This window comes from Methylorubrum sp. B1-46 (assembly GCF_021117295.1).
In the GTDB taxonomy this organism is placed as follows: domain Bacteria; phylum Pseudomonadota; class Alphaproteobacteria; order Rhizobiales; family Beijerinckiaceae; genus Methylobacterium.
Genome location: NZ_CP088247.1, coordinates 4,400,612 through 4,424,282, shown reverse-complemented (window position 1 = coordinate 4,424,282; position 23,671 = coordinate 4,400,612). Strand labels below are relative to the sequence as shown.

Genomic DNA, 23,671 nt, shown 5'->3' with positions numbered 1-23,671 from the left:
CCACACGATGACTGGCCGACGCCTCCGCCCCGCCGCCGGTCCGCTGCTCGTGGTCGCCGCGCTGGCGCTCCAGCCGCTTCCGGCGAACGCCCAGGTCTCCTCCTTCCTCGACGGCCTGTTCGGCCGCAAGGAGGAGCCGGCCCCGCCCCCGGCCGCTGCGCCCGAACCGGACGCCGCTCCGGCCCCGGCCAAGAAGGCGGCACAGAAGCCCGGCAAAGGGACGGACAAGGCGGCCGAGAAGCCTGCGGAAAAACCCGCCGAGAAGACCGGCAGCCTGAAGGCGGCGACCAAGCCCGGCGCTCCGGCGACGCCGGCCGCGAAGTCCGGCACCCAGGTTGCGGCGGTGGGCGCCCCCAATCTCGGTGCCTCGCTGCAGGACGCCGACCCGGCGACCGTGGTCGCGGCGGCCAACGCCTATTTCAACGGCTTCCAGACCCTGACCGGCTCGTTCATCCAGATCGGCGCCGACGGGCGCCGCATCGGCGGCAAGCTCACGCTCGCTAAGCCCGGACGCCTGCGCTTCGAGTACGATCAGCCCTCCCCGCTCGAAGTGATCGCCGACGGCACCTCGGTCGCCGTGCGTGATCGCAAGCTCAACACCCAGGATCTCTACTTCATCTCGCAGACGCCGCTGAAATTCCTGCTGCGCGAAAAAATCGACCTCGCCCGCGACCTGACGGTGAGCGAGGTCACCAACGATCCGGGCGGCGTCCGGATCGGGCTGGAAGACCGCTCGACGCTCGGCGGCACGTCGAAGATCCAGCTCTACTTCGACGCCGAGATGAAGACCCTGTCGCAGTGGCGGATCACCGATCCGCAGGGCTACCTCACCACGGTGCAGCTCTCCAACCTGCAGAAGGGCAAGGCGGTCGACGGATCGCTGTTCTTTATCAATTACGGCCGCGCCGAGGACAAGGCGATGCAGCAGCAGATCAACGGGCGCAATCCCTGATCCGCGAGGCGCGTCCGGGGAAAGCAACATGAGTTGCTTTCGATCCCCGATCCCAGAAATCGACCGCCATATCCTATGTTGTAATCGCCAAAATTCTTGGAGCAACATCAACAATACGCTGTGTCGAACGCGCGCTTTAAGCATCCGTTGAGAGGAGGCCGGGCCAATAGGCGGGCCGCCCACGAAGGGCGGCCTTCACGGGACGCTGTCCGGCCGCATGTCCGCTTTGATGTCCGCCCTCGCCGCTCCGTCGCCTCCGACCTCCCTCCCGTTCGAGGCGGCGCTCGCCGAGATGGCCGCCCCCCTTCTCCTGCTCGACGCGGGCGGCACCGTTCTTTTTGCCAATGCCCGCGCGGCAGCCCTGCTCTCCTGCGCCGAACCGCTCGGCCTGTCCCTCTCCGCCCTGCTGGCGCCGTCCGGGGCCGCGGAGCCCGAGGCTGAGCCCATTCTCGACGCGCTTCTCGACGCCCTGCGCGCGGGCCGCCCGATCCGGGCGCCCCTGACGCTGACCGGCGAACGCCGTGTCGAGGCGGCGCTGGCGCCGCTCTCCGTCGGCGGCTTCGCCCTCACCTTCGAGGACGTGACCGAGCAGCTCCGCGGCGCGGCGCTCGCCCGGCAGGAGCCGCTGACCGGCCTGTGCAATCGCGTCGGCCTGCGCGACCGCCTCGATGCGGCGCTGGCCGACGCGGGCCGGACCGGCGCGCCGCTCGCGGTGCTGATGCTCGACCTCGACCGGTTCAAGGCGGTCAACGACACCCTCGGCCACCCGGTCGGCGACGCGCTCCTGTGCAAGGTCGCCGAGCGCCTGCGCAAGGCCACCCGCAGCGCGGACGTGGTGGCGCGGCTCGGCGGCGACGAATTCGCCATCCTTCAAGTCGGCCCTCTCCCCGGCGCCGAGCAGCCGCAGGCCTCCGAGGCTCTGGCCCGCCGCCTCGTCGATCTGGTCGGGCGCACCTACGTCGTCGACGGCCACATGCTCAATGTCGGCGTCAGCGTCGGCGTCGCGCTGGCCCCCGCCGACGGGAGCGACGCCGACGCGCTCCTGAAGCACGCCGACCTCGCGCTCTACCGGGCCAAGGCCGAGGGCCGGGGCACCTACCGCTTCTTCGAGCCGGCGATGAACGCGCAGATGCAGGCGCGCCGCAGCCTGGAGATCGACCTGCGCCGGGCCCTCGCCCTCAAGCAGTTCGACCTCGCCTTCCAGCCGCAGATCCAGTTGGAAACGGGCCAGGTGACCGGCTTCGAGGCGCTGCTGCGCTGGAACCATCCCGAGCGCGGCCCGGTCTCGCCGGCCCTGTTCATCCCGCTGGCCGAGGAGATCGGCATCATCGTCGGCATCGGCGAGTGGGCGCTGCGCGCCGCCTGCCGCGAGGCGGCGTCCTGGGCGCAGCCCGCCTCGATCGCCGTGAACCTCTCCCCCGTGCAGTTCCGCGGCGGCAAGCTGGTCGAGACGGTGATGAACGTGCTGGCCCAGACCGGCCTCGACCCGACCCGGCTGGAGCTGGAGATCACCGAAGGCGCCCTCTTGGAGAACACCGACAGCGTGCTCGACGTGCTCAACGGCCTGCGCGCGCTCGGCGTGAGGATCTCGATGGACGATTTCGGCACCGGCTACTCGTCCCTGAGCTACCTGCAGAAATTCCCCTTCGACAAGATCAAGATCGACCAGTCCTTCGTGCGCGGCATGGAGGGCAATGCCGAGTGCGGGGCGATCGTGCGGGCGATTGCCCGGCTCGGCGCCAGCCTCGGCATGCGCACCACCGCCGAGGGCGTCGAGACCGCCTCGCAGCTCGACGCCATCCGCGCCGAGGGCTGCACCGAGGTCCAGGGCTACCTGACGGGGCGCCCGATGCCGGCGGCCCAGGCCGCCGCGCTGCTGTCGCCCGCCGTCGCCCACGCCTGATCCAAGAATCCCGATCCAAGAATCCCGATCCAAGAATTCTGACCCGAGAATCCTGACCCAGGAGCCCCCGATGAGCCCGAACGCGTCGAACAACGATCTGCGCCGCCTCGTCTACTACAGCCGCAACCGGGTCGCCGGCGCACCGGCGGCGATGCATGAGACGATCCGCGGCATCCTCGCGGCGAGCCGCACCAACAATGCCCGCGTCGGCGTGACCGGGGCCCTGATGTTCAATGCCGGCTGCTTCGCCCAGGTGCTGGAAGGGCCGGGCGAGGCGGTCGAGACCACCTTCGAGCGCATCCAGCAGGACGAGCGCCACGGCGAGGTTTCGCTGCTGGCCTTCGAAGCCGTGGAGACGCGGCTCTTCACCGACTGGTCGATGGCCTTCGTCGGCGCCTCGCAGGCCGATGCGGCGCGCTACGGCGACATGGCGGGCGAGAGCGGCTTCGACCTCTCCAAGATGACGGGCGACAAGCTGTGCGCCGTGCTGCACGGCCTCGCCCTGGAGGAGGAAACCGCCGCGGCGTGACGGTTTTACGGGGCGCGCGGGTTGGGCTAACGGGGCGGCATTCCTCGCCCCGCTTCTCAGGCTTGTCCGTTGCGCCTCACCGTCACGACCTGGAACATCAATTCGGTGCGCCTGCGCATCGAGTCCGTACTGCGCTTCTTAGCGGAGGCGCAGCCCGACGTGCTCTGCCTGCAGGAGACCAAGTGCCCCGACGAGCTGTTCCCGCTCAAGGCGTTCAAGGGGTCGGGCTACGAGCACATCGTCTTCGCCGGACAGAAGGGCTATAACGGCGTCGCGATCATCTCGCGCTTTCCCCTCCTCACCCGCGACGTGATGCGCTTCTGCGAGCGGGCGGATGCGCGCCATATCTCGGCCGTGCTCGGGCCCGAGGCGGGGCCTGCGGCGGGGATCGTGCTGCATGATTTCTACGTGCCGGCAGGCGGCGACGTGCCCCACCGCGACCTCAACCCGAAATTTGCGCACAAGCTCGACTTCCTGTCCGAGCTGCGGGCCTGGGGTGGGCGCCGCGTCGCCGGCCCGGCGATCCTGGTGGGCGACCTCAACGTCGCGCCGCTGGAGCACGACGTCTGGTCGCACAAGCAGCTCCTCGACGTGGTGAGCCACACCCCCGTCGAGACCGAGGCGCTGGAGACCCTGCGGGGCGAGGCCGGCTGGATCGACGCGGCCCGGCTCCTCACCCCGGAGCCGGAGAAGATCTACACGTGGTGGAGCTACCGCTCGCCGAACTGGGAACTCGCCAACAAGGGCCGGCGCCTCGACCATGCCTGGGTCTCGCCCGACCTCGCCGGCACGGTGCGTCGGGTCGAGGTGTTTCGTGCGGCGCGCGGCTGGGACAAGCCCTCCGACCATGTCCCGGTCACGCTGGCGCTGGAACTGTAGCCGGGAACGCGGGCGCCCCTCCGGGCATTGGAACTCCAACTTTAGTCTTCAGACACGGAGTCCCACCGGATGCGCTCGATCCTGCGCCAGATCCTCGTCGTCTTCCTCCTGCCCAAGGCCATCTCGTACCTGCGTCGCCGCTACGGCGGCGGCCGCGCCGCGGGCCATCACCGCTCGTACTGAGTTTCGGGTTTCCAAAGGGATCATCCCTTTGGCGGGGCGCCGGGGCAGAGCCCCGGCCTCCCTTCAACCAGGGCTCCGCCCTCGACCCGCGAAAGGACATGTCCTTTCGAAACCTGGGTTTTGACCAACCCGTCGGCGGCCGTAACCGAACCAGATCGCCAGCCCGAGGCCGAGCCAGGCCAGCAGGCGCAGCCAGGTGTCGCCGGGCAGGCTCGCCATCAGGGCGAGGCAGGCGAGGATGCCCGCGACCGGCACGATCGCGCCACCCGGCACCCGGAAGGGCCGCGCCAAGTCCGGCTCCGTGCGGCGCAGGATCAGCACGCTGGCGCAGACGAGGATGAACGCGAACAGCGTGCCGATGCTGACGAGTTCGCCGAGGATGCCGATCGGCACCAGCGCCGCCACGAGTGCGGTGGCCAGTCCGATCACCGCTTGCGCGACGAACGGCGTCCGGCTTCGCGGGCCGATGCGCGAGAACGCGTCCGGCAGCATGCGATCGCGGGCCATGGCGTAGCAGATGCGCGCCTGCCCATAGAGTGCGGTGAGCGCCGCCGTGGTGAGCCCGATCAGCGCGCCGAGCTTGATCGCCGCCAAGAAGCCGGTCAGCCCCGTCACCGCCATCGCTTTCGCGATCGGGTCGGCCACGTCGAGCTCGCGATAGGGCACGAGGCCGGTGAGCACGGCGGCCACAGCCACGTAGAGGGCGGCGGTGACGACGAGCGAGCCGAGCAGGCCCACCGGCGCGTCCCGCTGCGGATTGCGGGTCTCGCCCGCCGCCGTCGAGATCGTCTCGAAGCCGACATAGGCGAAGAACACCACCCCGGCCCCGCGGAAAACCCCGCTCCAGCCGAAGGCGCCGAACGTACCTTCGTTGGCCGGCACCAGCGGCTGCCACAACTCGGACCGGACATGAAGGGCGCCGATCCCGAGGAAGGCGAGGATGATCACGGCCTTCAGCGCCACCAGCACGGCGTTGGTGCGCGCCGCGCCGCGGGTGTCGCGCATCAGCAGCGCGGTGAGCGCCAGCACGACGAGAGCCGCCGGCCCGTTGACGAGCCCGCCCTCCCCCGGCGCCGCGGCGAGCCATGCCGGTAGCCGCAGGCCGGCATCGGCCAGGAGGCTCTGGGCGTAGCCCGACCAGCCGACGGCGATGGTCGCGGCGGCCATCGCAAATTCCAGCACGAGGTCCCAGCCGATGATCCAGGCCGGCAGCGCGCCGAGCGTCGCGTAGGTGTAGGAATAAGTCGAGCCGGCGACAGGCATCATCGCGGCAAGCTCCGCGTAGCAGAGCGCCACCAGCCCGCTCGCCACCGCCCCGAGCACGAAGGAGAGCATCAGACCGGGCCCGGCGAAGTTCGCCGCCGCCGTGCCGGTGAGCACGAAGATCCCCGCCCCGACCGTCGCGCCGACACCGATGCAGACGAGACTGAAGGCGGAGAGGTTTTTGGCCAGGGTCGGCCCGCCCGAATCGGACTCGCTGACAAGGAGGGCGGCCAGGGGCTTACGGGTGCCGAGAGGAGGAGGCATGCGTCTCACTGCCTTGAGCGGATCGCGTCCGGCAACGCGAAAATCGCGCCGGTCGCGCGGCGCTCCGAAGCGGATGGCACGCGAGCGCGGGGCGGCACTGGCACTTCCCGCGGTTTCGTGTATGGTCCGCGCCGCCTCGACCCGGCTGACGGGCGGGGCTTGTGCCGCTTGCGGCTGACCGTGCTGGACGACATCCCGGCACCGGCCCGACCGCGAGCTTCAAGGCGCCCTGCCCTTCGGGCGGCGCCTCCGACCCAAACCGCATCTGAAAGGCCTGCGATGTCGATCACGGCAGAGCGCAAGACCGCGCTCATCAAGGAATACGCCAAGGGCAACAAGGACACCGGCTCGCCGGAGGTCCAGATCGCCATCCTCACCGAGCGGATCACCAACCTGACCGCCCACTTCAAGACCCACGGCAAGGACAACCACTCCCGCCGCGGCCTCCTGAAGCTGGTGTCGCAGCGCCGCTCGCTGCTCGACTACCTGAAGCGCAAGGAAGAGGCGCGCTACCGCACCCTCATCGAGCGCCTCGGCATCCGCCGCTAAGGCAACCGGCGCGGTCCTTCGGGGCCGCGTTTTCATAAGCAGCTCTCAGCCGAAGGGGAGACCGGTTCGGCGTCAAGAGAGAGCGGCAGACCAACAAGGACCGTTCGGGCATGGGGCCCGGCCGGTCCAATCCGGGCGGCTTGAAGGCGCAGGGCGCCAGGGCAGGATCGCGAGACGCTTCTCCGGCGAAGCGTCTCGCCGTCTTGCCTCTGGCGGCGCCGGGCTCAGCCCACCGCATGTTCGAAGGCAAGAGACATATGTTCGACGTACAACGTGAAGAGCTGATCTGGGGCGACCGCAAGCTGGTCCTCGAGACCGGCAAGACCGCCCGTCAGGCGGACGGCGCCGTGGTCGCCACTTATGGCGAGACCACCGTGCTGGCCACCGTGGTCGCGGCCAAGGAGCCCAAGGCCGGCATCGACTTCATGCCGCTGACCGTGAACTACCAGGAGCGCGCCTACGCCGCCGGCCGCATCCCGGGCGGCTACTTCAAGCGCGAGGGCCGTCCCTCCGAGAAGGAGACCCTGGTCTCCCGCCTGATCGACCGTCCGATCCGCCCGCTCTTCGTCGAGGGCTGGCGCAACGACACCCAGGTCGTCGTCACCGTCCTCTCCCACGATCTCGAGAACGATCCCGATATCGTCTCGATGGTGGCGGCCTCGGCCGCGCTCACGCTCTCCGGCGTGCCGTTCATGGGCCCGATCGGCGCCGCCCGCGTCGGCTACCTCAACGGCGGCTACAAGCTGAACCCGCTGGTGACCGAAATCGCCGAGTCGACCCTCGACCTCGTCGTCGCCGGCACCCAGGACGCGGTGCTGATGGTCGAGTCCGAGGCCAAGGAGCTCTCCGAGGACGTGATGCTCGGGGCCGTGATGTTCGGCCACAAGCACTTCCAGCCGGTGATCGAGGCGATCATCCGCCTGGCCGAGAAGGCCGCCAAGGAGCCGCGCGACTTCTCCCCGCCGGAGAACGCCGACGTCGAGAAGGCCGTCCTCGACATCTGCGAGTCGGAGCTGCGCGACGCCTACAAGATCACGGTCAAGCAGGACCGCTACAAGGCCGTCGACGCGGTGAAGGCGAAGGTGGTTGCCGCCCTCTGCCCAGCCGAGGGTGAGCAGAAGTTCTCCCCTGAGAAGGTCAAGGCCGCCTTCAAGGAGGCACAATCGAAGGTGGTCCGCTGGAACATCCTCGACACCGGCTCGCGCATCGACGGCCGCGACGTGAAGACCGTCCGCCCGATCGTGTCGGAAGTCGGCGTGCTGCCGCGCGCCCACGGCTCGTCGCTGTTCACCCGCGGCGAGACCCAGGCGCTGGTCGTGGCCACGCTCGGCACCGGCGAGGACGAACAGTTCATCGACGCGCTCGAAGGGACGTACAAGGAGCGCTTCCTGCTCCACTACAACTTCCCTCCCTACTCCGTCGGTGAGACCGGCCGCATGGGCTCGCCCGGCCGCCGCGAGATCGGCCACGGCAAGCTCGCCTGGCGCGCGATCCGGCCCGTGCTGCCGCCGGCCCACGAGTTCCCGTACACGATCCGCGTGGTCTCCGAGATCACCGAGTCGAACGGCTCCTCCTCGATGGCCTCCGTCTGCGGCGGCTCGCTGTCGCTGATGGATGCGGGCGTGCCCCTGCGCCGTCCGGTGGCCGGCATCGCCATGGGCCTGATCCTGGAAGGCGAGCGCTTCGCGGTGCTCTCCGACATCCTCGGCGACGAGGACCATCTCGGCGACATGGACTTCAAGGTGGCCGGCACGGACGAGGGCATCACCTCGCTCCAGATGGACATCAAGATCGCCGGCATCACCGAGGAGATCATGCGCGTCGCCCTGGCCCAGGCCAAGGACGGCCGCGCCCACATCCTCGGCGAGATGGCCAACGCGCTGACCGCGGCCCGTCCCGAGCTCGGCGAGTACGCGCCGCGCATCGAGACGATGCAGATCCCCACCGACAAGATCCGCGACGTGATCGGCACCGGTGGCAAGATCATCCGCGAGATCGTCGAGAAGACCGGCGCCAAGATCAACATCGAGGATACCGGCGTCGTGAAGATCGCCTCCTCCGACGGCAAGGCGATCAAGGCGGCCTATAACTGGATCCGCTCCATCGTCGCCGAGCCCGAAGCCGGCACGATCTACGACGGCACGATCGTCAAGATCATGGAGTTCGGCGCCTTCGTGAACTTCTTCGGCGCTAAGGATGGCCTCGTGCACATCTCCGAGCTGGCCGCCCAGCGCGTCGCCAAGGTCGGCGACGTCGTGAAGGAGGGCCAGAAGGTCAAGGTGAAGTTCCTCGGCGCCGACGAGCGCGGCAAGATCCGCTTGTCGATGAAGGTCGTCGATCAGGAGACCGGCGAGGACATCACCGAGAAGCTGAAGGCCGAGCGCGCGGAGCGCGGCGAGCCGGAGCGCGAGGAGCGCAGCGACCGGGGTGACCGTGGCGACCGCGGCCCCCGCCGCGACCGCGGCGAGCGCCGCCGGGAATCCTCGGGCGAGTAAGCCCGCCCTCACTTCTCCATCGAGCGTTTGAAGAGCGCGGCCCCTCTGGGGGCCGCGCTCTTTGCTTGTGTCGCGGGCGGTTCGCACGGCATCACGCTTGCACGACCAGCTTGCGCAAAAGACCAAGCTCCCTTGCCTGATTTCCATAAGATATTGCCATAGCTGACATAATTCTAATTTTCCTGATCTGGGTCGGATTATGGCCAAGCCTTCCCCGTCTATTCTAATAAAATAAGGGGGAGACTTATGAAAAACGCTCGCAAGGGCGGCGCTCTGCTGCGCCCGATGCTGCTCGGCTCCGCTGCCTGCACAAGCATCGCTGCGGCTTCAATCCAGTCCGCACAGGCACAAGTCACGGAAATCAACACCGGCCTGCCGACGGCTCAAGCCGTGCATCCGCTCGCCGCATCCCCCTCGGTCGGCGGCGTCACTCTCGACATGATCAGCGTCGCCGGCTCCGGGCTCGGGCGCGGCCTCGTCGTCGACAGCTCGGGATCGCAGGTGGGCTATGTCGCCAAGCGCCTGCGCTCCTCGACCAAGACCGACACGCCGCTGATCGACACGCCGCAGGCGATCTCGGTGGTGACGGAAGCGCAGATCCGCGATCAGAACGTGCAGAGCATCGGCGAGGCGCTGCGCTACGTCCCCGGCGTCGCCATCGCCCAGGGCGAGGGCCACCGCGACGAGCTCCTGATCCGCGGCCAGCGCACGACGGCCGACTTTTTCGTCAACGGCATCCGCGACGACGCGCGCTACTACCGCGACCTCTACAACACCCAGCGCATCGAGGTGCTGAAGGGACCGAACGCGATGATCTTCGGCCGCGGCGGCGGCGGCGGCGTGGTCAACCGCGTCCTCAAGGAAGCCGACGGTGTGCCGATCCGCGAGGTGCTGGTGCAGGGCGGCCAGTTCTGGAACAAGCGCATGGCGGTCGATCTCGGCGACCGCGTCTCCGACACCGCCTTCTTCCGCCTCAACGGCGTGTTCGAGGACACCGGCACCTACCGGGACTTCATCGACGTTCGCCGCTACGGCGTGAACCCGACGATGACCTTCCTGCTCGGGCCGCAGACGACGCTGCGCCTCTCCTACGAGTACTTCTCCGACAACCGCATCGCCGACCGCGGCATCCCCTCACAGTTCGGGCGCCCCTGGCGCTATCGCGAGAACACCCGCACGCTGTTCGGCGCGCCCTTCATCTCGAACGGCTTCGTCGATGCCCATATCGGCACCGCACAGTTGGACCATGTCTTCGAGAGCGGCGTCGTGATGCGCAGCCAATCGCGCATCGCCGACTACGCGAAGTATCATCAGAACGCCTACCCCAACAGTCCGGTCAATGCCGACGAGACCGCGTTCACGATGCGCGGCTACGGCAGCCAGACCGACCGCACGAATTATTTCAACCAGACCGACTTCACCTACAAGTTCACGACCGGTCCTCTCGCCCACACCGTGGTGGCCGGCCTGGAATTCGGCTTCCAGGAGGGGATCGACTTCCGGCGCGACTTCATCTGGAACGCGAACGGCACCCGCAATCTCCCGGTCAATCCCTTCGCGCCGACCACGACCGAGGGGGCGACCCTGCGCAACCTCGCTTCGGGTCGCAACAACACCTACCGGCTCGGCGTGTTCTCCGCCTTCGCCCAAGACCAGATCGAGATCGACGAGCATCTGCAGTTCATCGTCGGCGCCCGCTTCGACCGCTTCGACTTCCAGTCGCGCGACCGTCGCCCCGACGCCGCGACCGGCCTCCCGGCCCAACCGAACGCCCGCATCGACAATCTCGTCTCGCCACGGGTCGGCGTGGTGGTGAAGCCGCTGGCGAATCTCGCCTTCTACGGCAGCTATTCGGTCTCCTTCCTGCCGAGCGCGGGCGATCAGTTCCGGGTGCTGGACCCGACCACCGCTTTGTCCGCGCCGGAGCGGTTCGAGAACGCCGAGATCGGCGTGAAATACGAGATCACGCCGGCTCTGATCCTCACCGCCGCTTTGTTCAACCTCGATCGCGACAACCAGCCGATCCCGTCCTCCACCGAAGCCGGCTTCTCCGCCGGCCCGGGCAAGACGAACACGAAGGGCTCCGAGATCGGGATGACCGGCTACGCCACCGATTGGTGGCAGATCTCCGGCGGCTACGCCTATACCGAGGCGCGCATCGTCGCCGACCTCGATGACGACGGCGACGTGATCCGGGCCGGCAACCTTGTCGGCGGCGTTCCGCTCAACACCTTCAGCCTGTGGAACAAATTCGACATCGGCGACCGCTTCTCCGTCGGCGTGGGCTACCTCTATCAGGACGCCAGCTTCGCCTCGTCCGACAACTCGGTGCGGCTGCCGAGCTTCTCGCGCTTCGATGCCGGCGTCTTCTACCAGTTCAGCGAGAGCGTGCGCGCTCAGGTCAATATCGAGAACCTGTTCGACCGGCGCTACGTCATCTCCGCGCACAACAACAACAACATCCTGCCCGGCGCACCCCGGACCGTACGCTTCCAGCTCATCGCGCGGTTCTGAGCGCAGGGGCTCGAGGCGCGTGCGAGGCTTCCTCGCATGCGCCCACCCTCTCGATCCGAAAGCCGGTGACCACCGTTCGGAACGATGCTCGATCCTTTTGTTCCCGCATCGTCTCTTTCCGAAAGCCGGTGGCCACCTTTCGGGACGATGCTCTAACACCGGGGCGACGCCCGCCGCGCGGGTGCCTCGCCCCGGAGCCCCTATGTCCGACGATCTCGTCTTCTACACCAACCCGATGTCCCGCGGCCGGATCGTCCGCTGGATGCTGGAGGAGGTCGGTGCCCCCTACCGCACCGAGATCCTCGGCTACGGCCCCTCCATGAAGGCGCCGCCCTACCGGGCGATCAATCCGATGGGGAAGGTTCCCGCCCTGCGCCACGGCGAGACGGTGGTGACCGAGTGCCCCGCGATCCTCGCCTATCTCGCCGACGCCTTCCCGCAGGCCGGGCTTGCCCCCGCGCCGGACCATCGCAACCGCGGCCCCTATTACCGCTGGCTGTTCTTCTGCGCCGGCCCGCTTGAGGCGGCGGTGACGAACGGCGTGCTCAAGGTGAGCGTCCCCGACGACCCGCGGATCCAGGGCATGGTCGGCTACGGCAGCCTGGAGACGGCCCTCGACACGCTCGAAGGCGCCGTCTCCGGAGTGGAATTCGTGGCGGGCGACCGCTTCAGCGCCGCCGACCTCTACGTCGCCTCGCATCTCGGCTGGGGCATGCAGTTCGGCACGATCCCGAAGCGCCCGGCCTTCGAGGCCTATGCCGGGCGCCATCTCGCGCGGCCCGCCTCTGTGCGGGCGCGAGAGATCGATGACGGGCTGCTCGCACAGGCCGGAAGCGCCGCGTAGCCGCCTCTCCACGGAACGGCACCGCCTGCCCCGCGTTCGCCCCGCGACACTGCACGGGCATCAAGAAGGAGTGCGTTGACCGTGAACGAGATGATCGAGGACATTTTCTCCGGCGAGACGAACCTGAGCATGACCGAGCGGGCGGTCTCCGTCGCGCTCGGTCTCGGCATCGCCGCCGCCGCGGCCCAGCCCCGGCCGAACAAGCTCCTGAGCCTCGCCGCCCTGGTGGTCGGCGTCGGGCTGGCCGTGCGCGGCGCCACCGGCCACTGCGCCGTCAAGGCGGTCACTGCGGGCGGCGGGCGCGACCTCACCGCCTGATCGCCGGCGCAGGAGGCCTCGTTCCTCGGCGATCTCGGACGATCGCCGAGGGATCGGGCCCAAAGTCAGCAAGCACAAAGAGAAAGGGGCGCCCCTCGCGGGGCGCCCCTTTTGCTGTCGGACGATGGTGCCGGTTCGTCAGAGCGAGCGGCTGCTGGTGCGGCCGGCGATGAAGCCGTAAATCGCGAGCACGACGCAGGCACCGACGATCGAACCGATGAAGCGGGCGCCCTCGTTGGGTCCGTACCAGCCGACGGCCTGACCGATGAAAGTTGCAACGAAAGCGCCGACGATGCCGAGGATCGTCGTCATGATGAAGCCCGCGGGCTCCTTGTCACCGGGCATGATGAACTTGGCGATGACGCCGGCCACGAAGCCGATGATGATGGTCCAGAGAATTTCCATTTGGCTCCAACCCCGAAAAGCGTCTTCGACCTGAAGATCTGGCCGGAAGACTTGGCCGTATTCGTGGGACAAACGCGCGAACAACGATGGCGGTTGCCTCGGGACATGCGGGGCCTTCAAAAAATCCGACCCCGGCGTGCCGGCGCGGTCTTCGGGGCCGCTCGCGCCGCCGAAAGCCCCTTTACGGAGAACCGTTCGCGGCGGCAGAAGGGTCCGCCTCTATCACGAACCGAGACCGGCAATCCCATCATGACCATCGAACGCTACGAGACCGGCCCGCGCATGTCCCAGGCGGTTGCCCATGGCGACCTCGTGTATCTCGCCGGCCAAGTCGCCGCCGACGTGGTCGGCACCGGCGTCACCGCCCAGACGCAGCAGATCCTGGAGCAGATCGACCGGCTGCTGATGGCGGCGGGCAGCGACAAGTCCCGCATCCTTTCGGCGACGATCTACCTCGCCGACATCGCCGGCTTCGCCGAGATGAACGCCGCCTGGGACGCCTGGGTCGACCGGGAGAACCCGCCCGCCCGCGCCACCGTGGAAGCCCGGCTCGTCGCACCGGAATACCGGGTCGAGATCGCCGTCACCGCCGCGCGAGGCAAATCGTGATCCGGCGGCGTCTGCTCGGAGGGCTCGCCGCCCTCCCCCTTCTTCTGGCAGCCGCCGCCGGCGCGGGCGCCGAGGAGCGGGTCGTCAACATCTACAACTGGTCGGATTATATCGACCCGAAGGTGCTCGACGACTTCACGCGTGAGACGGGGATCAAGGTCGTCTACGACACCTACGACAACAACGAGATCCTCGAAACGAAGCTTCTCGCCGGCAAGTCCGGCTACGACGTCGTCGTGCCCTCGGGCCCCTACCTGCAACGCCTGATCAAGGCCGGGATCTTCCTGCCCCTCGACAAGGCGAAGATCCCGAACCTCAAGAACGCTTGGCCGGAGATCTCGAACCGGCTCCAGGCCTACGATCCCGGCAACACCTACGCCGTCGATTACATGTGGGGCACCACCGGCATCGGCGTGAACGTGGCAGCCGTGCGTGAGCGACTCGGTGCGAACGCGCCGCTCAACAGCTGGAGCCTCGTGCTCAATCCGGGCTTCATGGCGAAGCTCAAGGATTGCGGTGTCATGCTCCTCGATTCCCCCGAGGATCTGATCCCCTCGATCCTGCCCTTCTACGGCTACAAGTCCGATTCGAAGCGCTGGGACGACATCACGGCTGTCACCGACGCGCTCTACAAGGTCCGCGGCTCGGTGAGGAAGTTCCACTCATCGGAGTACGTCAACGGACTCGCCAACGGCGATGTCTGCCTCGCGGTCGGCTATTCCGGCGACGTGATGCAGGCGAAGAAGCGTGCCGAGGAATCGAAGAACGGCGTCGAGGTCGCCTACTTCATCCCGAAGGAGGGCGCGCTGATGTGGTTCGATGCCTTCGCGATCCCGAAAGACGCCGCTCACCCGGCCGAGGCTCACGCCTTCATCGACTACATGATGCGTCCCGAGGTGGCGGCGGCCAACACCAACTTCGTCGCCTACGCCAACGGCAACCTCGCCTCGCAGAAATTCGTGAAGCCGGAGATCCGCAACAATCCCGGCATCTACCCGGACGATGCGACCATGCAGCGGCTCTCGGTCAACACCGCCTGGAACGACTCGACCCAGCGCTTCGTGACGCGCGCCTGGACGCGGGTGCGCACGGGGCGCTGACCCCCCTCGCAGCCTCAGCCTGAGGATCCCCAAGAGGTGATCCCTTTGACGGGGCGCCGGAGCGGCGCTCTAACTGAACGAAAAAGGCCCCGGCTCGTAAGAGCCGGGGCCTTTTTCATGGCTGATCCCAGAAAGGGGCTGCCGATTACTCGGCCGCGGCCGGGGGCAGCTCGCTGAGTTCGGCGGCGTTGGCCGCGTTCTCGGCGGAGCGCTGCTGCAGGATCAGGCTGTCGCGGCGGCGCGCGATGGAGCGAATATCCGCCGCGAGCGAGCCGGTGCCGGCCGGGATGAGCGAGCCGACGATGACGTTCTCCTTGAGCCCTTCCAGGGTGTCGACCTTGCCGTTGACGGCCGCTTCCGTGAGGACGCGAGTCGTCTCCTGGAACGAGGCCGCCGAGATGAACGACTTCGTCTGCAAGCTCGCCTTGGTGATGCCGAGCAGGACCGGAACGCCCTGGATCGGCTTCTTGCCCTCCGCGAGAAGCTTCTCGTTGTACTCGGCCAGCTCCGTCCGGTCGATCTGGTCGCCCGTCAGGATGTCGGAATCGCCGCCATCGGTGATTTCCACCTTCTGCAGCATCTGCCGGACGATGACCTCGATGTGCTTGTCGTTGATCGACACGCCCTGGAGCCGGTAGACCTCCTGGATCTCGTTGACGAGGTAGGCAGCCAGCTCCTCCACGCCCTTGATCGCCAGGATGTCGTGCGGCGCCGGGTTGCCGTCGACGATGTAGTCGCCGAGTTCCACCACGTCCCCGTCCTGCAAGTGGATGTGCTTGCCCTTCGGGATCAGGTACTCGACCGCCTCGGAACCGTCATGCGGCGTCAGCGTCAGGCGCCGCTTGTTCTTGTAGTCGCGGCCGAAGGCGATGGAGCCCGACTTCTCGGCGATGATCGCCGCGTCCTTCGGACGACGCGCCTCGAACAGCTCCGCCACCCGCGGCAGACCGCCGGTGATGTCGCGGGTCTTGGCCGATTCCGCCGCCACGCGGGCCAGCACGTCGCCGGCCTTGATCTTCGCGCCCGGATCGAGGCCGATGATGGCATCGACGGGGAGGAAGTAGCGGGCATCCGAGCCGCGCGGCAGCTTCACCGGCTTGCCGTCCTGATCCAGGACGACCATCGCCGGCTTCAGGTCGGAGGTGCGGGACGAACCGCGCCAGTCGATGACAACGCGCTTGGCGATGCCGGTCGACTCGTCGGTGGTCTCGGTGATGGACTGGCCATCGTAGAGATCCTCGTAGCCGACGATGCCGTCCACCTCGGCGACGATCGGACGGGTGTAGGGATCCCACTCGGCGATCCGCTGCCCGCGCTTGATCGTGTCGCCCTCGTCCACGCGCACCTTGGCGCCGTATTGCAGACGGTGGACCGCCCGCTCGGCCCCGTCCGGCCCGATGATCACCACCGCAACCGAACGACCGGTGGCGATGAGGTCGCCGTCCGAGTTCTTGGCCAGCGACCGGTTGCGGATCGTGACCGTGCCCTCGAAGCTCGACTCGATGAAGGACGTGTCCGAGATCTGCGCCGCACCGCCGATGTGGAAGGTGCGCATGGTGAGCTGGGTGCCCGGCTCGCCGATCGACTGCGCCGCGATGACGCCGACGGCCTCGCCCATGTTGACGGGCGTGCCGCGGGCGAGGTCGCGCCCGTAGCAGGTGGCGCAGACGCCGCTCTTGGTCTGGCAGACCAGCACCGAGCGGATCTTCACCTCCTGGATGCCGGCGGCGTTGATCGCCGGCAGGTGACGCTCCTCGATCGTCTCACCGCTCTTGATGATGACGCTGCCGTCCTGCGCCACCAGATCCTCGGCCGCGGCGCGGCCCAGGATGCGGATGGCGAGCGGGGCGACGACCTGGCCGGCATCGATGATGGCGCGCATCTTGATGCCGTTGGTGGTGCCGCAATCCGTCTCGCGGATGACGGCATCCTGCGCCACGTCGACGAGGCGGCGGGTGAGATAGCCCGAGTTCGCGGTCTTCAGCGCCGTGTCCGCGAGGCCCTTACGGGCGCCGTGAGTGGAGTTGAAGTACTCGAGAACGTCGAGACCTTCCTTGAAGTTCGAGATGATCGGCGTCTCGATGATCTCGCCCGACGGCTTACTCATCAGACCGCGCATGGCGGCGAGCTGGCGCATCTGCTCACGCGAGCCGCGGGCGCCGGAATTCGCCATCATGTAGACGGAGTTGAGCTGCTTGTCGCGGCCGTTCTCGTCCTTCTGGACCGACGAGATCTGGGTCATCATCTCGTCCGCGAGGCGGGTCGAGCACTTGCCCCAGGCATCGACGACCTTGTTGTACTTCTCGCCCTGCGTGATCAGGCCGTCCTGATACTGCTGCTCGAATTCCTTCACGAGCGCGCGGGTGTCGTCGACGATTGACCACTTGTTCGACGGCACGACCATGTCGTCCTTGCCGAACGAGATGCCGGCCTTGAACGCGTGGCTGAAGCCGAGCGCCATGATGCGGTCGCAGAAGATCACCGACTCCTTCTGACCGCAATGGCGGTAGACGGTGTCGATCATCGCCGAGATCTCCTTCTTGGTCATCAGCTTGTTGACGACGTCGAAGGGCACCTTCGGGTGCAGCGGCAGCACACCGGACAGGATCACGCGGCCCGGAGTGGTGTCGTAGATCCGGGACACGGGCTCACCGTCGGGGCCGAGGCCGCGCCAGCGCCACTTGATCTTCGAGTGCAGCGACACGGACTTGGCCGCGAGCGCGTGCTCGAGCTGACCGATATCGCCGAACACGCCCTGCATCGGGTTGTTCTTGTCATCGGCCTTGTGCTCGCCGACCGCGCCGTCGGCGACGATCGAGAGATAGTAGAGGCCGAGAACGATGTCCTGCGACGGCACGATGATCGGCTGACCGTTGGCCGGGTGCAGGATGTTGTTGGTCGACATCATCAGGACGCGCGCTTCCAGCTGAGCCTCAAGGCTCAGGGGGACGTGCACGGCCATCTGGTCGCCGTCGAAGTCGGCGTTGAATGCGGCGCAGACCAGCGGGTGCAGCTGGATCGCCTTGCCCTCGATCAGCTTCGGCTCGAAGGCCTGGATGCCCAGCCGGTGCAGCGTCGGCGCGCGGTTCAGCATCACCGGGTGTTCGCGGATCACCTCATCGAGGATGTCCCAAACTTCGGGCTTCTCCTTCTCGACGAGCTTCTTGGCCTGCTTGACGGTGGCCGAGAATCCCTTGGCGTCGAGGCGCGCGTAGATGAACGGCTTGAACAGCTCCAGCGCCATCTTCTTCGGCAGACCGCACTGGTGCAGCTTCAGTTCGGGGCCGACCACGATGACCGAGCGGCCCGAGTAGTCGACGCGCTTGCCGAGCAGGTTCTGGCGGAAGCGGCCCTGCTTGCCCTTCAGCATGTCGGCGAGCGACTTCAGCGGGCGCTTGTTGGCGCCCGTGATGACACGGCCGCGGCGGCCGTTGTCGAACAGTGCATCGACCGCCTCCTGAAGCATGCGCTTCTCGTTGCGGATGATGATGTCCGGCGCGCGCAGCTCGATCAGTCGCTTCAGGCGGTTGTTGCGGTTGATGACGCGGCGATAGAGGTCGTTGAGATCCGACGTAGCGAAGCGGCCGCCGTCCAGCGGGACCAGCGGGCGCAGGTCCGGCGGGATGACGGGCACGACCGTCAGGATCATCCACTCGGGCTTGTTGCCCGAGAGCTGGAACGCCTCGATGATCTTGAGGCGCTTCATCAGCTTCTTCGGCTTCAGCTCGGAGGTCGTCGTCGCGATCTCCTCCTTGAGCGAGGTCGCGATGCCTTCGAGGTCGAGTTCCTGGAGGATGCGCCGGATCGCCTCGGCGCCGATCATCGCCGTGAACGAATCCTCGCCGTACTCCTCCTGCGCGCGCAGGTACTCCTCCTCCGACAGGAGCTGACGCTCCTTGAGGGGGGTGAGGCCCGGCTCGATGACGACGTAGGATTCGAAGTACAGGATCCGCTCAAGGTCCTTGAGCGCCATGTCGAGCAGCAGGCCGATACGGCTCGGCAGCGACTTCAGGAACCAGATGTGGGCGACGGGGGCGGCCAGCTCGATATGGCCCATGCGGTCGCGACGGACGCGCGCGAGGGTGACCTCGACGCCGCACTTCTCGCAGATGACGCCCTTGTACTTCATGCGCTTGTACTTGCCGCACAAGCACTCGTAATCCTTGATCGGCCCGAAGATGCGCGCGCAGAACAGGCCGTCGCGCTCAGGCTTGAAGGTACGGTAGTTGATCGTCTCCGGCTTCTTGATCTCGCCGTAGGACCACGAGAGGATCTTTTCCGGCGACGAGATCGAGATCTTGATCTGGTCGAAGCTCTGCGGCTGGGCCTGCTGATTGAAAAGGTTCATGACCTCTTGGTTCATGATCCGCTCCTTGCTCGCCGGCTGCCCCGCGCCTGGGCCGTCCCGGCTTGATCCTCATGGCGCCGCGCTCGTCCGGAGCGCCGCTGGCCGTCGTCTCTCGGAAGGCCCCGCCCCTTCCCGCTCGACCGCGGCGGCGCCTCGTGGGAGGCGCCGCCGCGGGAGGTGAACCCGGTCGTTACTCGGCGGCGTCGGCCGGCGGCTCGATCTGGTCGTTGGCCGCCTGCTGCTGCTTGGAGTTGGTCAGCTCGACGTTGAGGCCGAGCGAACGCATCTCCTTGACGAGCACGTTGAAGGATTCGGGGATGCCGGCCTCGAAGGTGTCGTCGCCGCGGACGATCGCCTCGTAGACCTTGGTGCGGCCGGCCACGTCGTCCGACTTCACCGTCAGCATCTCCTGCAGCGTGTAGGCCGCGCCATAGGCCTCCAGCGCCCAGACCTCCATCTCACCGAAGCGCTGGCCGCCGAACTGCGCCTTGCCGCCCAGCGGCTGCTGGGTGACGAGCGAGTACGGACCGATCGAGCGCGCGTGGATCTTGTCGTCCACGAGGTGGTGCAGCTTCAGCATGTAGATGTAGCCCATGGTGACCTTGCGGTCGAAGGGCTCGCCGGTGCGCCCGTCGTAGAGCGTCGACTGCGCCGAGCGGTCGAGCCCGGCCATCTCCAGCATCGTCTCGATGTCGGCTTCCTTGGCACCGTTGAACACCGGGGTGGCCATCGGCACGCCGCGGCGGACGTTGTTGCCAGCCTCCGCCAGATCCTCGTCCGACAGGCCTTCCAGCTCGGCAGGGGAGTAGATCGCCTTCATCTCCTCCTTCAGCGGTCCGATGTCCTGCGTCTTCAGATAGGCATCGACCGCCTTCGAGACCTTGCGACCCAAGCCCGCAGCCGCCCAGCCGAGGTGGGTCTCGAGGATCTGACCGACATTCATGCGCGAGGGCACGCCGAGCGGGTTGAGCACGATGTCGGCATGCGTGCCGTCCTCGAGGAACGGCATGTCCTCGATCGGCACGATGCGCGACACGACACCCTTGTTGCCGTGGCGGCCGGCCATCTTGTCGCCGGGCTGGATCTTGCGCTTCACCGCCACGAAGACCTTGACCATCTTCATGACGCCGGGGGGCAGCTCGTCGCCGCGCTGAAGCTTCTCGACCTTGTCGAGGAAGCGCTGCTCAAGGCGCTTCTTCGACTCGTCGTACTGCTTCTGCATCGCCTCGATCTCCGTCATCAGACGGTCGTCGACGACGGCGAACTGCCACCATTGCGAGCGGGGATACTCGCTGATGCCCTCGCGGGTCAGCGTCGTGTCCTTGCGGAAGCCCTTCGGGCCGGCGATCGGCGACTGGCCGATCAGCACCTCGGCGAGACGCGCGTAGGTGTTGCGGTCGAGGATGGTCTGCTCGTCGTCGCGGTCCTTGGCGAGACGCTCGATCTCCTCGCGCTCGATGGCTTGCGCGCGCTCGTCCTTGTCGACGCCGTGGCGGTTGAACACCCGGACCTCGACGATCGTGCCCGTGACACCGGGGGGCACGCGCAGGGACGTGTCGCGCACGTCGGAAGCCTTCTCGCCGAAGATGGCGCGGAGCAGCTTCTCCTCCGGCGTCATCGGGCTCTCGCCCTTCGGCGTGATCTTGCCGACGAGGATGTCGCCGGCATGCACCTCGGCGCCGATATAGACGATGCCGGCCTCGTCGAGGTTCTTGAGCGCCTCTTCCGAGACGTTCGGGATGTCGCGGGTGATTTCTTCCGGACCCAGCTTGGTGTCGCGGGCCATCACCTCGAATTCCTCGATGTGGATCGAGGTGAACACGTCATCCTTCACGATCCGCTCGGAGAGCAGGATCGAGTCCTCGAAGTTGTAGCCGTTCCACGGCATGAACGCGACGAGCACGTTGCGGCCGAGCGCGAGCTCGCCGAACTCGGTGGACGGTCCGTCGGCGATGATCTCGCCCTTCTTCACCGGCTCGCCGACGCGCACCAGCGGCTTCTGCGTGATGCAGGTCGACTGGTTCGAGCGCTGGAATTTCTGAAGGCGGTAGATGTCCACGCCGGGCTTGGTCGGGTCGGTCTCCTCCGTCGCACGGATGACGATACGGGTGGCGTCCACCTGATCGACGATGCCGGAGCGCCGCGCCGCGATGGCGGCGCCGGAATCGCGGGCGACCACGGCCTCCATGCCCGTGCCGACGAAGGGCGCGTCGGCGCGAACCAGCGGCACCGCCTGGCGCTGCATGTTCGAGCCCATCAGCGCGCGGTTGGCGTCGTCGTTCTCGAGGAACGGGATCAGCGCCGCGGCGACCGAGACGAGCTGCTTCGGGGACACGTCCATGAGATCGACGCGGTCGGGGGCGACCACGATGACCTCACCCGCGCGGCGGCAGACCACGAGGTCGTCCGTCAGCTTGCGGCCCTCGTCCATGCCGGCATTGGCCTGGGCGACGTAGTACTTCGCCTCCTCCATGGCGGAGAGGTAGGCGACCTCGTCGGTCACCACGCCGTCCTTCACCCGACGGAACGGTGTCTCGATGAAGCCGTACTTGTTCACGCGGGCAAAGGTCGCCAGCGAGTTGATGAGGCCGATATTGGGGCCTTCCGGCGTCTCGATCGGGCAGATGCGGCCATAGTGCGTCGGGTGCACGTCGCGCACCTCGAAGCCGGCGCGCTCGCGGGTCAGACCGCCCGGGCCGAGCGCCGAGAGGCGGCGCTTGTGCGTCACTTCCGAGAGCGGGTTGGTCTGGTCCATGAACTGCGAGAGCTGCGACGAGCCGAAGAACTCGCGCACGGCCGCGGCGGCCGGCTTCGCGTTGATGAGATCCTGCGGCATCACCGTATCGATATCGACCGAGGACATGCGCTCCTTGATGGCGCGCTCCATCCGCAGGAGGCCCAGACGGTACTGGTTCTCCATCAGCTCGCCGACAGAGCGGACGCGGCGGTTGCCGAGGTGGTCGATGTCGTCGATCTCGCCCTTGCCGTCGCGCAGGTCCACGAGCGCCTTGACCACCGCGAGCATGTCCTCGCGGCGCAGCGTGCGCACGGTGTCGGCGGCGTCGAGGTCGAGGCGCATGTTCATCTTCACGCGGCCGACCGCGGAGAGGTCGTAGCGCTCGGCGTCGAAGAACAGCGAGTGGAACATCGCCTCGGCGGTGTCGAGCGTCGGCGGCTCGCCGGGACGCATGACGCGGTAGATGTCGAACAGCGCGCCCTCGCGGCCAGAATTCTTGTCCACGGCCAGGGTGTTGCGGATGTAGGGGCCCACATTGACGTGGTCGATGTCGAGCACCGGGATCTCGGTGACGCCGACCTCGTCGAGAAGCTTCAGGAGCTTCTCGGAGATCTCGTCGCCGGCCTCGGCCCAGATCTCACCGGTCTTCGCGTTGACCAGATCCTCGGCGATGTACTGGCCGACGAGATCCTCATCGGTGGCCTTGAGGAACTTGGTACCCTTCTCGCCGATGAGGCGCGCGTTGCGGGCGTTGAGCTTCTTGCCGGCCTCCAGCACCACCTCGCCGGAATCGGCGTCGATGAGGTCGACGGACGCCTTGAAGCCCTTCAGACGCTCGGCGTCGAACGGCACGCGCCAGTCCGCCCCGTCCCGCTCGTAGGAGACACGGTTGTAGAAGGTCGAGAGGATTTCCTCGCCGTCGAGGCCGAGCGCGAACAGCAGCGAGGTGACCGGCAGCTTGCGCTTGCGGTCGATGCGCACGTGCACGATGTCCTTGGCGTCGAACTCGACGTCGAGCCAGGAGCCCCGGTAGGGGATGATGCGGGCGGCAAACAGCAGCTTGCCGGACGAGTGCGTCTTGCCCTTGTCGTGGTCGAAGAACACGCCGGGCGAGCGGTGCATCTGCGAGACGATGACGCGCTCGGTGCCGTTGACGATGAAGGTGCCGTTATCCGTCATGAGCGGCATGTCGCCCATGTAGACATCCTGCTCCTTGATGTCCTTAACCGACTTGGCGCCGGTATCCGGGTCCACATCGAACACGATCAGGCGCAGCGTCACCTTGAGCGGAGCTGCGAAGGTGATGCCGCGCTGGCGGCACTCGTCGACGTCGTATTTCGGCTGCTCGAAGGTGTAGCGCACGAATTCGAGGAGCGCCGTCGAGGCGAAATCGGAGATCGGGAAGACCGACTTGAAGACGCTCTGCAGGCCCTCGTCGGCGCGCCCGCCTTCCGGCTCGTCCACCATCAGGAACTGGTCGTAGGACGCCTTTTGAACCTCGATGAGGTTCGGCATCTCGGCGACTTCCCGGATCTTCCCGAAGAACTTGCGAATGCGCTTGCGACCGACCAGCGTATTGGCCATGAGACCTCGCTCCACCACCTCAGCGTAGGGTGCCCGGGGAAGGCGAAACACCTCCCGTCACCGGACCAAGAAGGGCCGCCCCGCCGGACGATCAGCCCACCCGAACCGAATTCGTCTTCTGTTCGCCGCGCATTCCCACTTCCGGGGAACGACGGCCGCCCGAAGCGGCGTTAGCCCGCGAGCCGGAGCCCGCGG

15 protein-coding genes are annotated in these 23,671 nt (G+C 67.3%); 11 read left to right on the top strand and 4 right to left on the bottom strand.

What is annotated here, in order from left to right; all coding sequences use genetic code 11:
- Positions 1 to 7: 7 nt before the first annotated feature.
- The 4 genes from LPC10_RS20625 to LPC10_RS20610 all read left to right on the top strand — a co-directional run bounded on the left by LPC10_RS20625 (position 8) and on the right by LPC10_RS20610 (position 4,263).
- Positions 8 to 952 (top strand): outer-membrane lipoprotein carrier protein LolA, encoded by a 945-nt coding sequence (locus tag LPC10_RS20625; RefSeq protein ID WP_231344114.1) that lies wholly within the window; start codon positions 8 to 10, stop codon positions 950 to 952.
- A gap of 229 nt (positions 953 to 1,181) precedes the next feature.
- On the top strand, positions 1,182 to 2,855 hold the full coding sequence (locus LPC10_RS20620) for a bifunctional diguanylate cyclase/phosphodiesterase (RefSeq protein ID WP_231347105.1): 1,674 nt from the start codon (positions 1,182 to 1,184) through the stop codon (positions 2,853 to 2,855).
- A 70-nt stretch (positions 2,856 to 2,925) separates the two neighbouring features.
- Positions 2,926 to 3,384 (top strand): BLUF domain-containing protein, encoded by a 459-nt coding sequence (locus tag LPC10_RS20615; protein ID WP_231344113.1) that lies wholly within the window; start codon positions 2,926 to 2,928, stop codon positions 3,382 to 3,384.
- A gap of 69 nt (positions 3,385 to 3,453) precedes the next feature.
- A complete protein-coding gene (locus tag LPC10_RS20610) occupies positions 3,454 to 4,263 on the top strand; it encodes an exodeoxyribonuclease III (RefSeq protein WP_231344112.1) in 810 nt (269 codons plus the stop codon).
- 246 nt (positions 4,264 to 4,509) lie between these two features.
- On the opposite strand, the gene LPC10_RS20605 is transcribed toward LPC10_RS20610, so the two are convergent.
- A complete protein-coding gene (locus LPC10_RS20605; protein ID WP_231344111.1) occupies positions 4,510 to 5,973 on the bottom strand; it encodes an amino acid permease in 1,464 nt (487 codons plus the stop codon).
- Between the two features lie 279 nt (positions 5,974 to 6,252).
- Here LPC10_RS20605 and rpsO point away from each other — a divergent pair, with 279 nt between their 5' ends.
- From rpsO to LPC10_RS20580, 5 genes are all read left to right on the top strand, one after another.
- On the top strand, positions 6,253 to 6,522 hold the full coding sequence (gene rpsO / locus LPC10_RS20600; RefSeq protein WP_009864833.1) for a 30S ribosomal protein S15: 270 nt from the start codon (positions 6,253 to 6,255) through the stop codon (positions 6,520 to 6,522).
- Between the two features lie 257 nt (positions 6,523 to 6,779).
- Positions 6,780 to 9,017 (top strand): polyribonucleotide nucleotidyltransferase, encoded by a 2,238-nt coding sequence (gene pnp, locus LPC10_RS20595; protein WP_231344110.1) that lies wholly within the window; start codon positions 6,780 to 6,782, stop codon positions 9,015 to 9,017.
- A gap of 246 nt (positions 9,018 to 9,263) precedes the next feature.
- The gene (locus LPC10_RS20590) at positions 9,264 to 11,531 is read left to right on the top strand and encodes a TonB-dependent siderophore receptor (RefSeq protein WP_231344109.1); all 2,268 of its coding nucleotides are present in this window, start codon (positions 9,264 to 9,266) and stop codon (positions 11,529 to 11,531) included.
- A gap of 202 nt (positions 11,532 to 11,733) precedes the next feature.
- Positions 11,734 to 12,375: a glutathione S-transferase family protein gene (locus LPC10_RS20585; RefSeq protein WP_231344108.1), complete on the top strand. Its 642-nt coding sequence runs from the start codon at positions 11,734 to 11,736 to the stop codon at positions 12,373 to 12,375.
- 90 nt (positions 12,376 to 12,465) lie between these two features.
- Positions 12,466 to 12,693: a YgaP-like transmembrane domain gene (locus LPC10_RS20580; RefSeq protein ID WP_370644735.1), complete on the top strand. Its 228-nt coding sequence runs from the start codon at positions 12,466 to 12,468 to the stop codon at positions 12,691 to 12,693.
- Positions 12,694 to 12,831: 138 nt separating this feature from the next.
- Here LPC10_RS20580 and LPC10_RS20575 read toward each other — a convergent pair whose 3' ends face one another.
- On the bottom strand, positions 12,832 to 13,098 hold the full coding sequence (locus LPC10_RS20575; protein ID WP_012456206.1) for a GlsB/YeaQ/YmgE family stress response membrane protein: 267 nt from the start codon (positions 13,096 to 13,098) through the stop codon (positions 12,832 to 12,834).
- A gap of 249 nt (positions 13,099 to 13,347) precedes the next feature.
- Here LPC10_RS20575 and LPC10_RS20570 point away from each other — a divergent pair, with 249 nt between their 5' ends.
- Together LPC10_RS20570 and LPC10_RS20565 are read left to right on the top strand one after the other, a co-directional pair.
- On the top strand, positions 13,348 to 13,707 hold the full coding sequence (locus LPC10_RS20570; RefSeq protein WP_108941751.1) for a RidA family protein: 360 nt from the start codon (positions 13,348 to 13,350) through the stop codon (positions 13,705 to 13,707).
- Positions 13,704 to 14,807 carry a polyamine ABC transporter substrate-binding protein gene (locus LPC10_RS20565; protein WP_231344106.1) on the top strand — a complete coding sequence of 368 codons (1,104 nt, stop codon included), beginning with the start codon at positions 13,704 to 13,706 and terminating at the stop codon, positions 14,805 to 14,807. The genes LPC10_RS20570 and LPC10_RS20565 overlap by 4 nt, the downstream gene beginning before the upstream one ends.
- Before the next feature lie 145 nt (positions 14,808 to 14,952).
- Here the strand turns inward: LPC10_RS20565 and rpoC are convergent, their stop codons facing one another.
- Both rpoC and rpoB read right to left on the bottom strand, forming a co-directional pair.
- On the bottom strand, positions 14,953 to 19,170 hold the full coding sequence (gene rpoC, locus LPC10_RS20560) for a DNA-directed RNA polymerase subunit beta' (RefSeq protein WP_231344105.1): 4,218 nt from the start codon (positions 19,168 to 19,170) through the stop codon (positions 14,953 to 14,955).
- Between the two features lie 175 nt (positions 19,171 to 19,345).
- Positions 19,346 to 23,476: a DNA-directed RNA polymerase subunit beta gene (rpoB, locus tag LPC10_RS20555; protein ID WP_231344104.1), complete on the bottom strand. Its 4,131-nt coding sequence runs from the start codon at positions 23,474 to 23,476 to the stop codon at positions 19,346 to 19,348.
- Between the last annotated feature and the right edge of the window lie 195 nt (positions 23,477 to 23,671).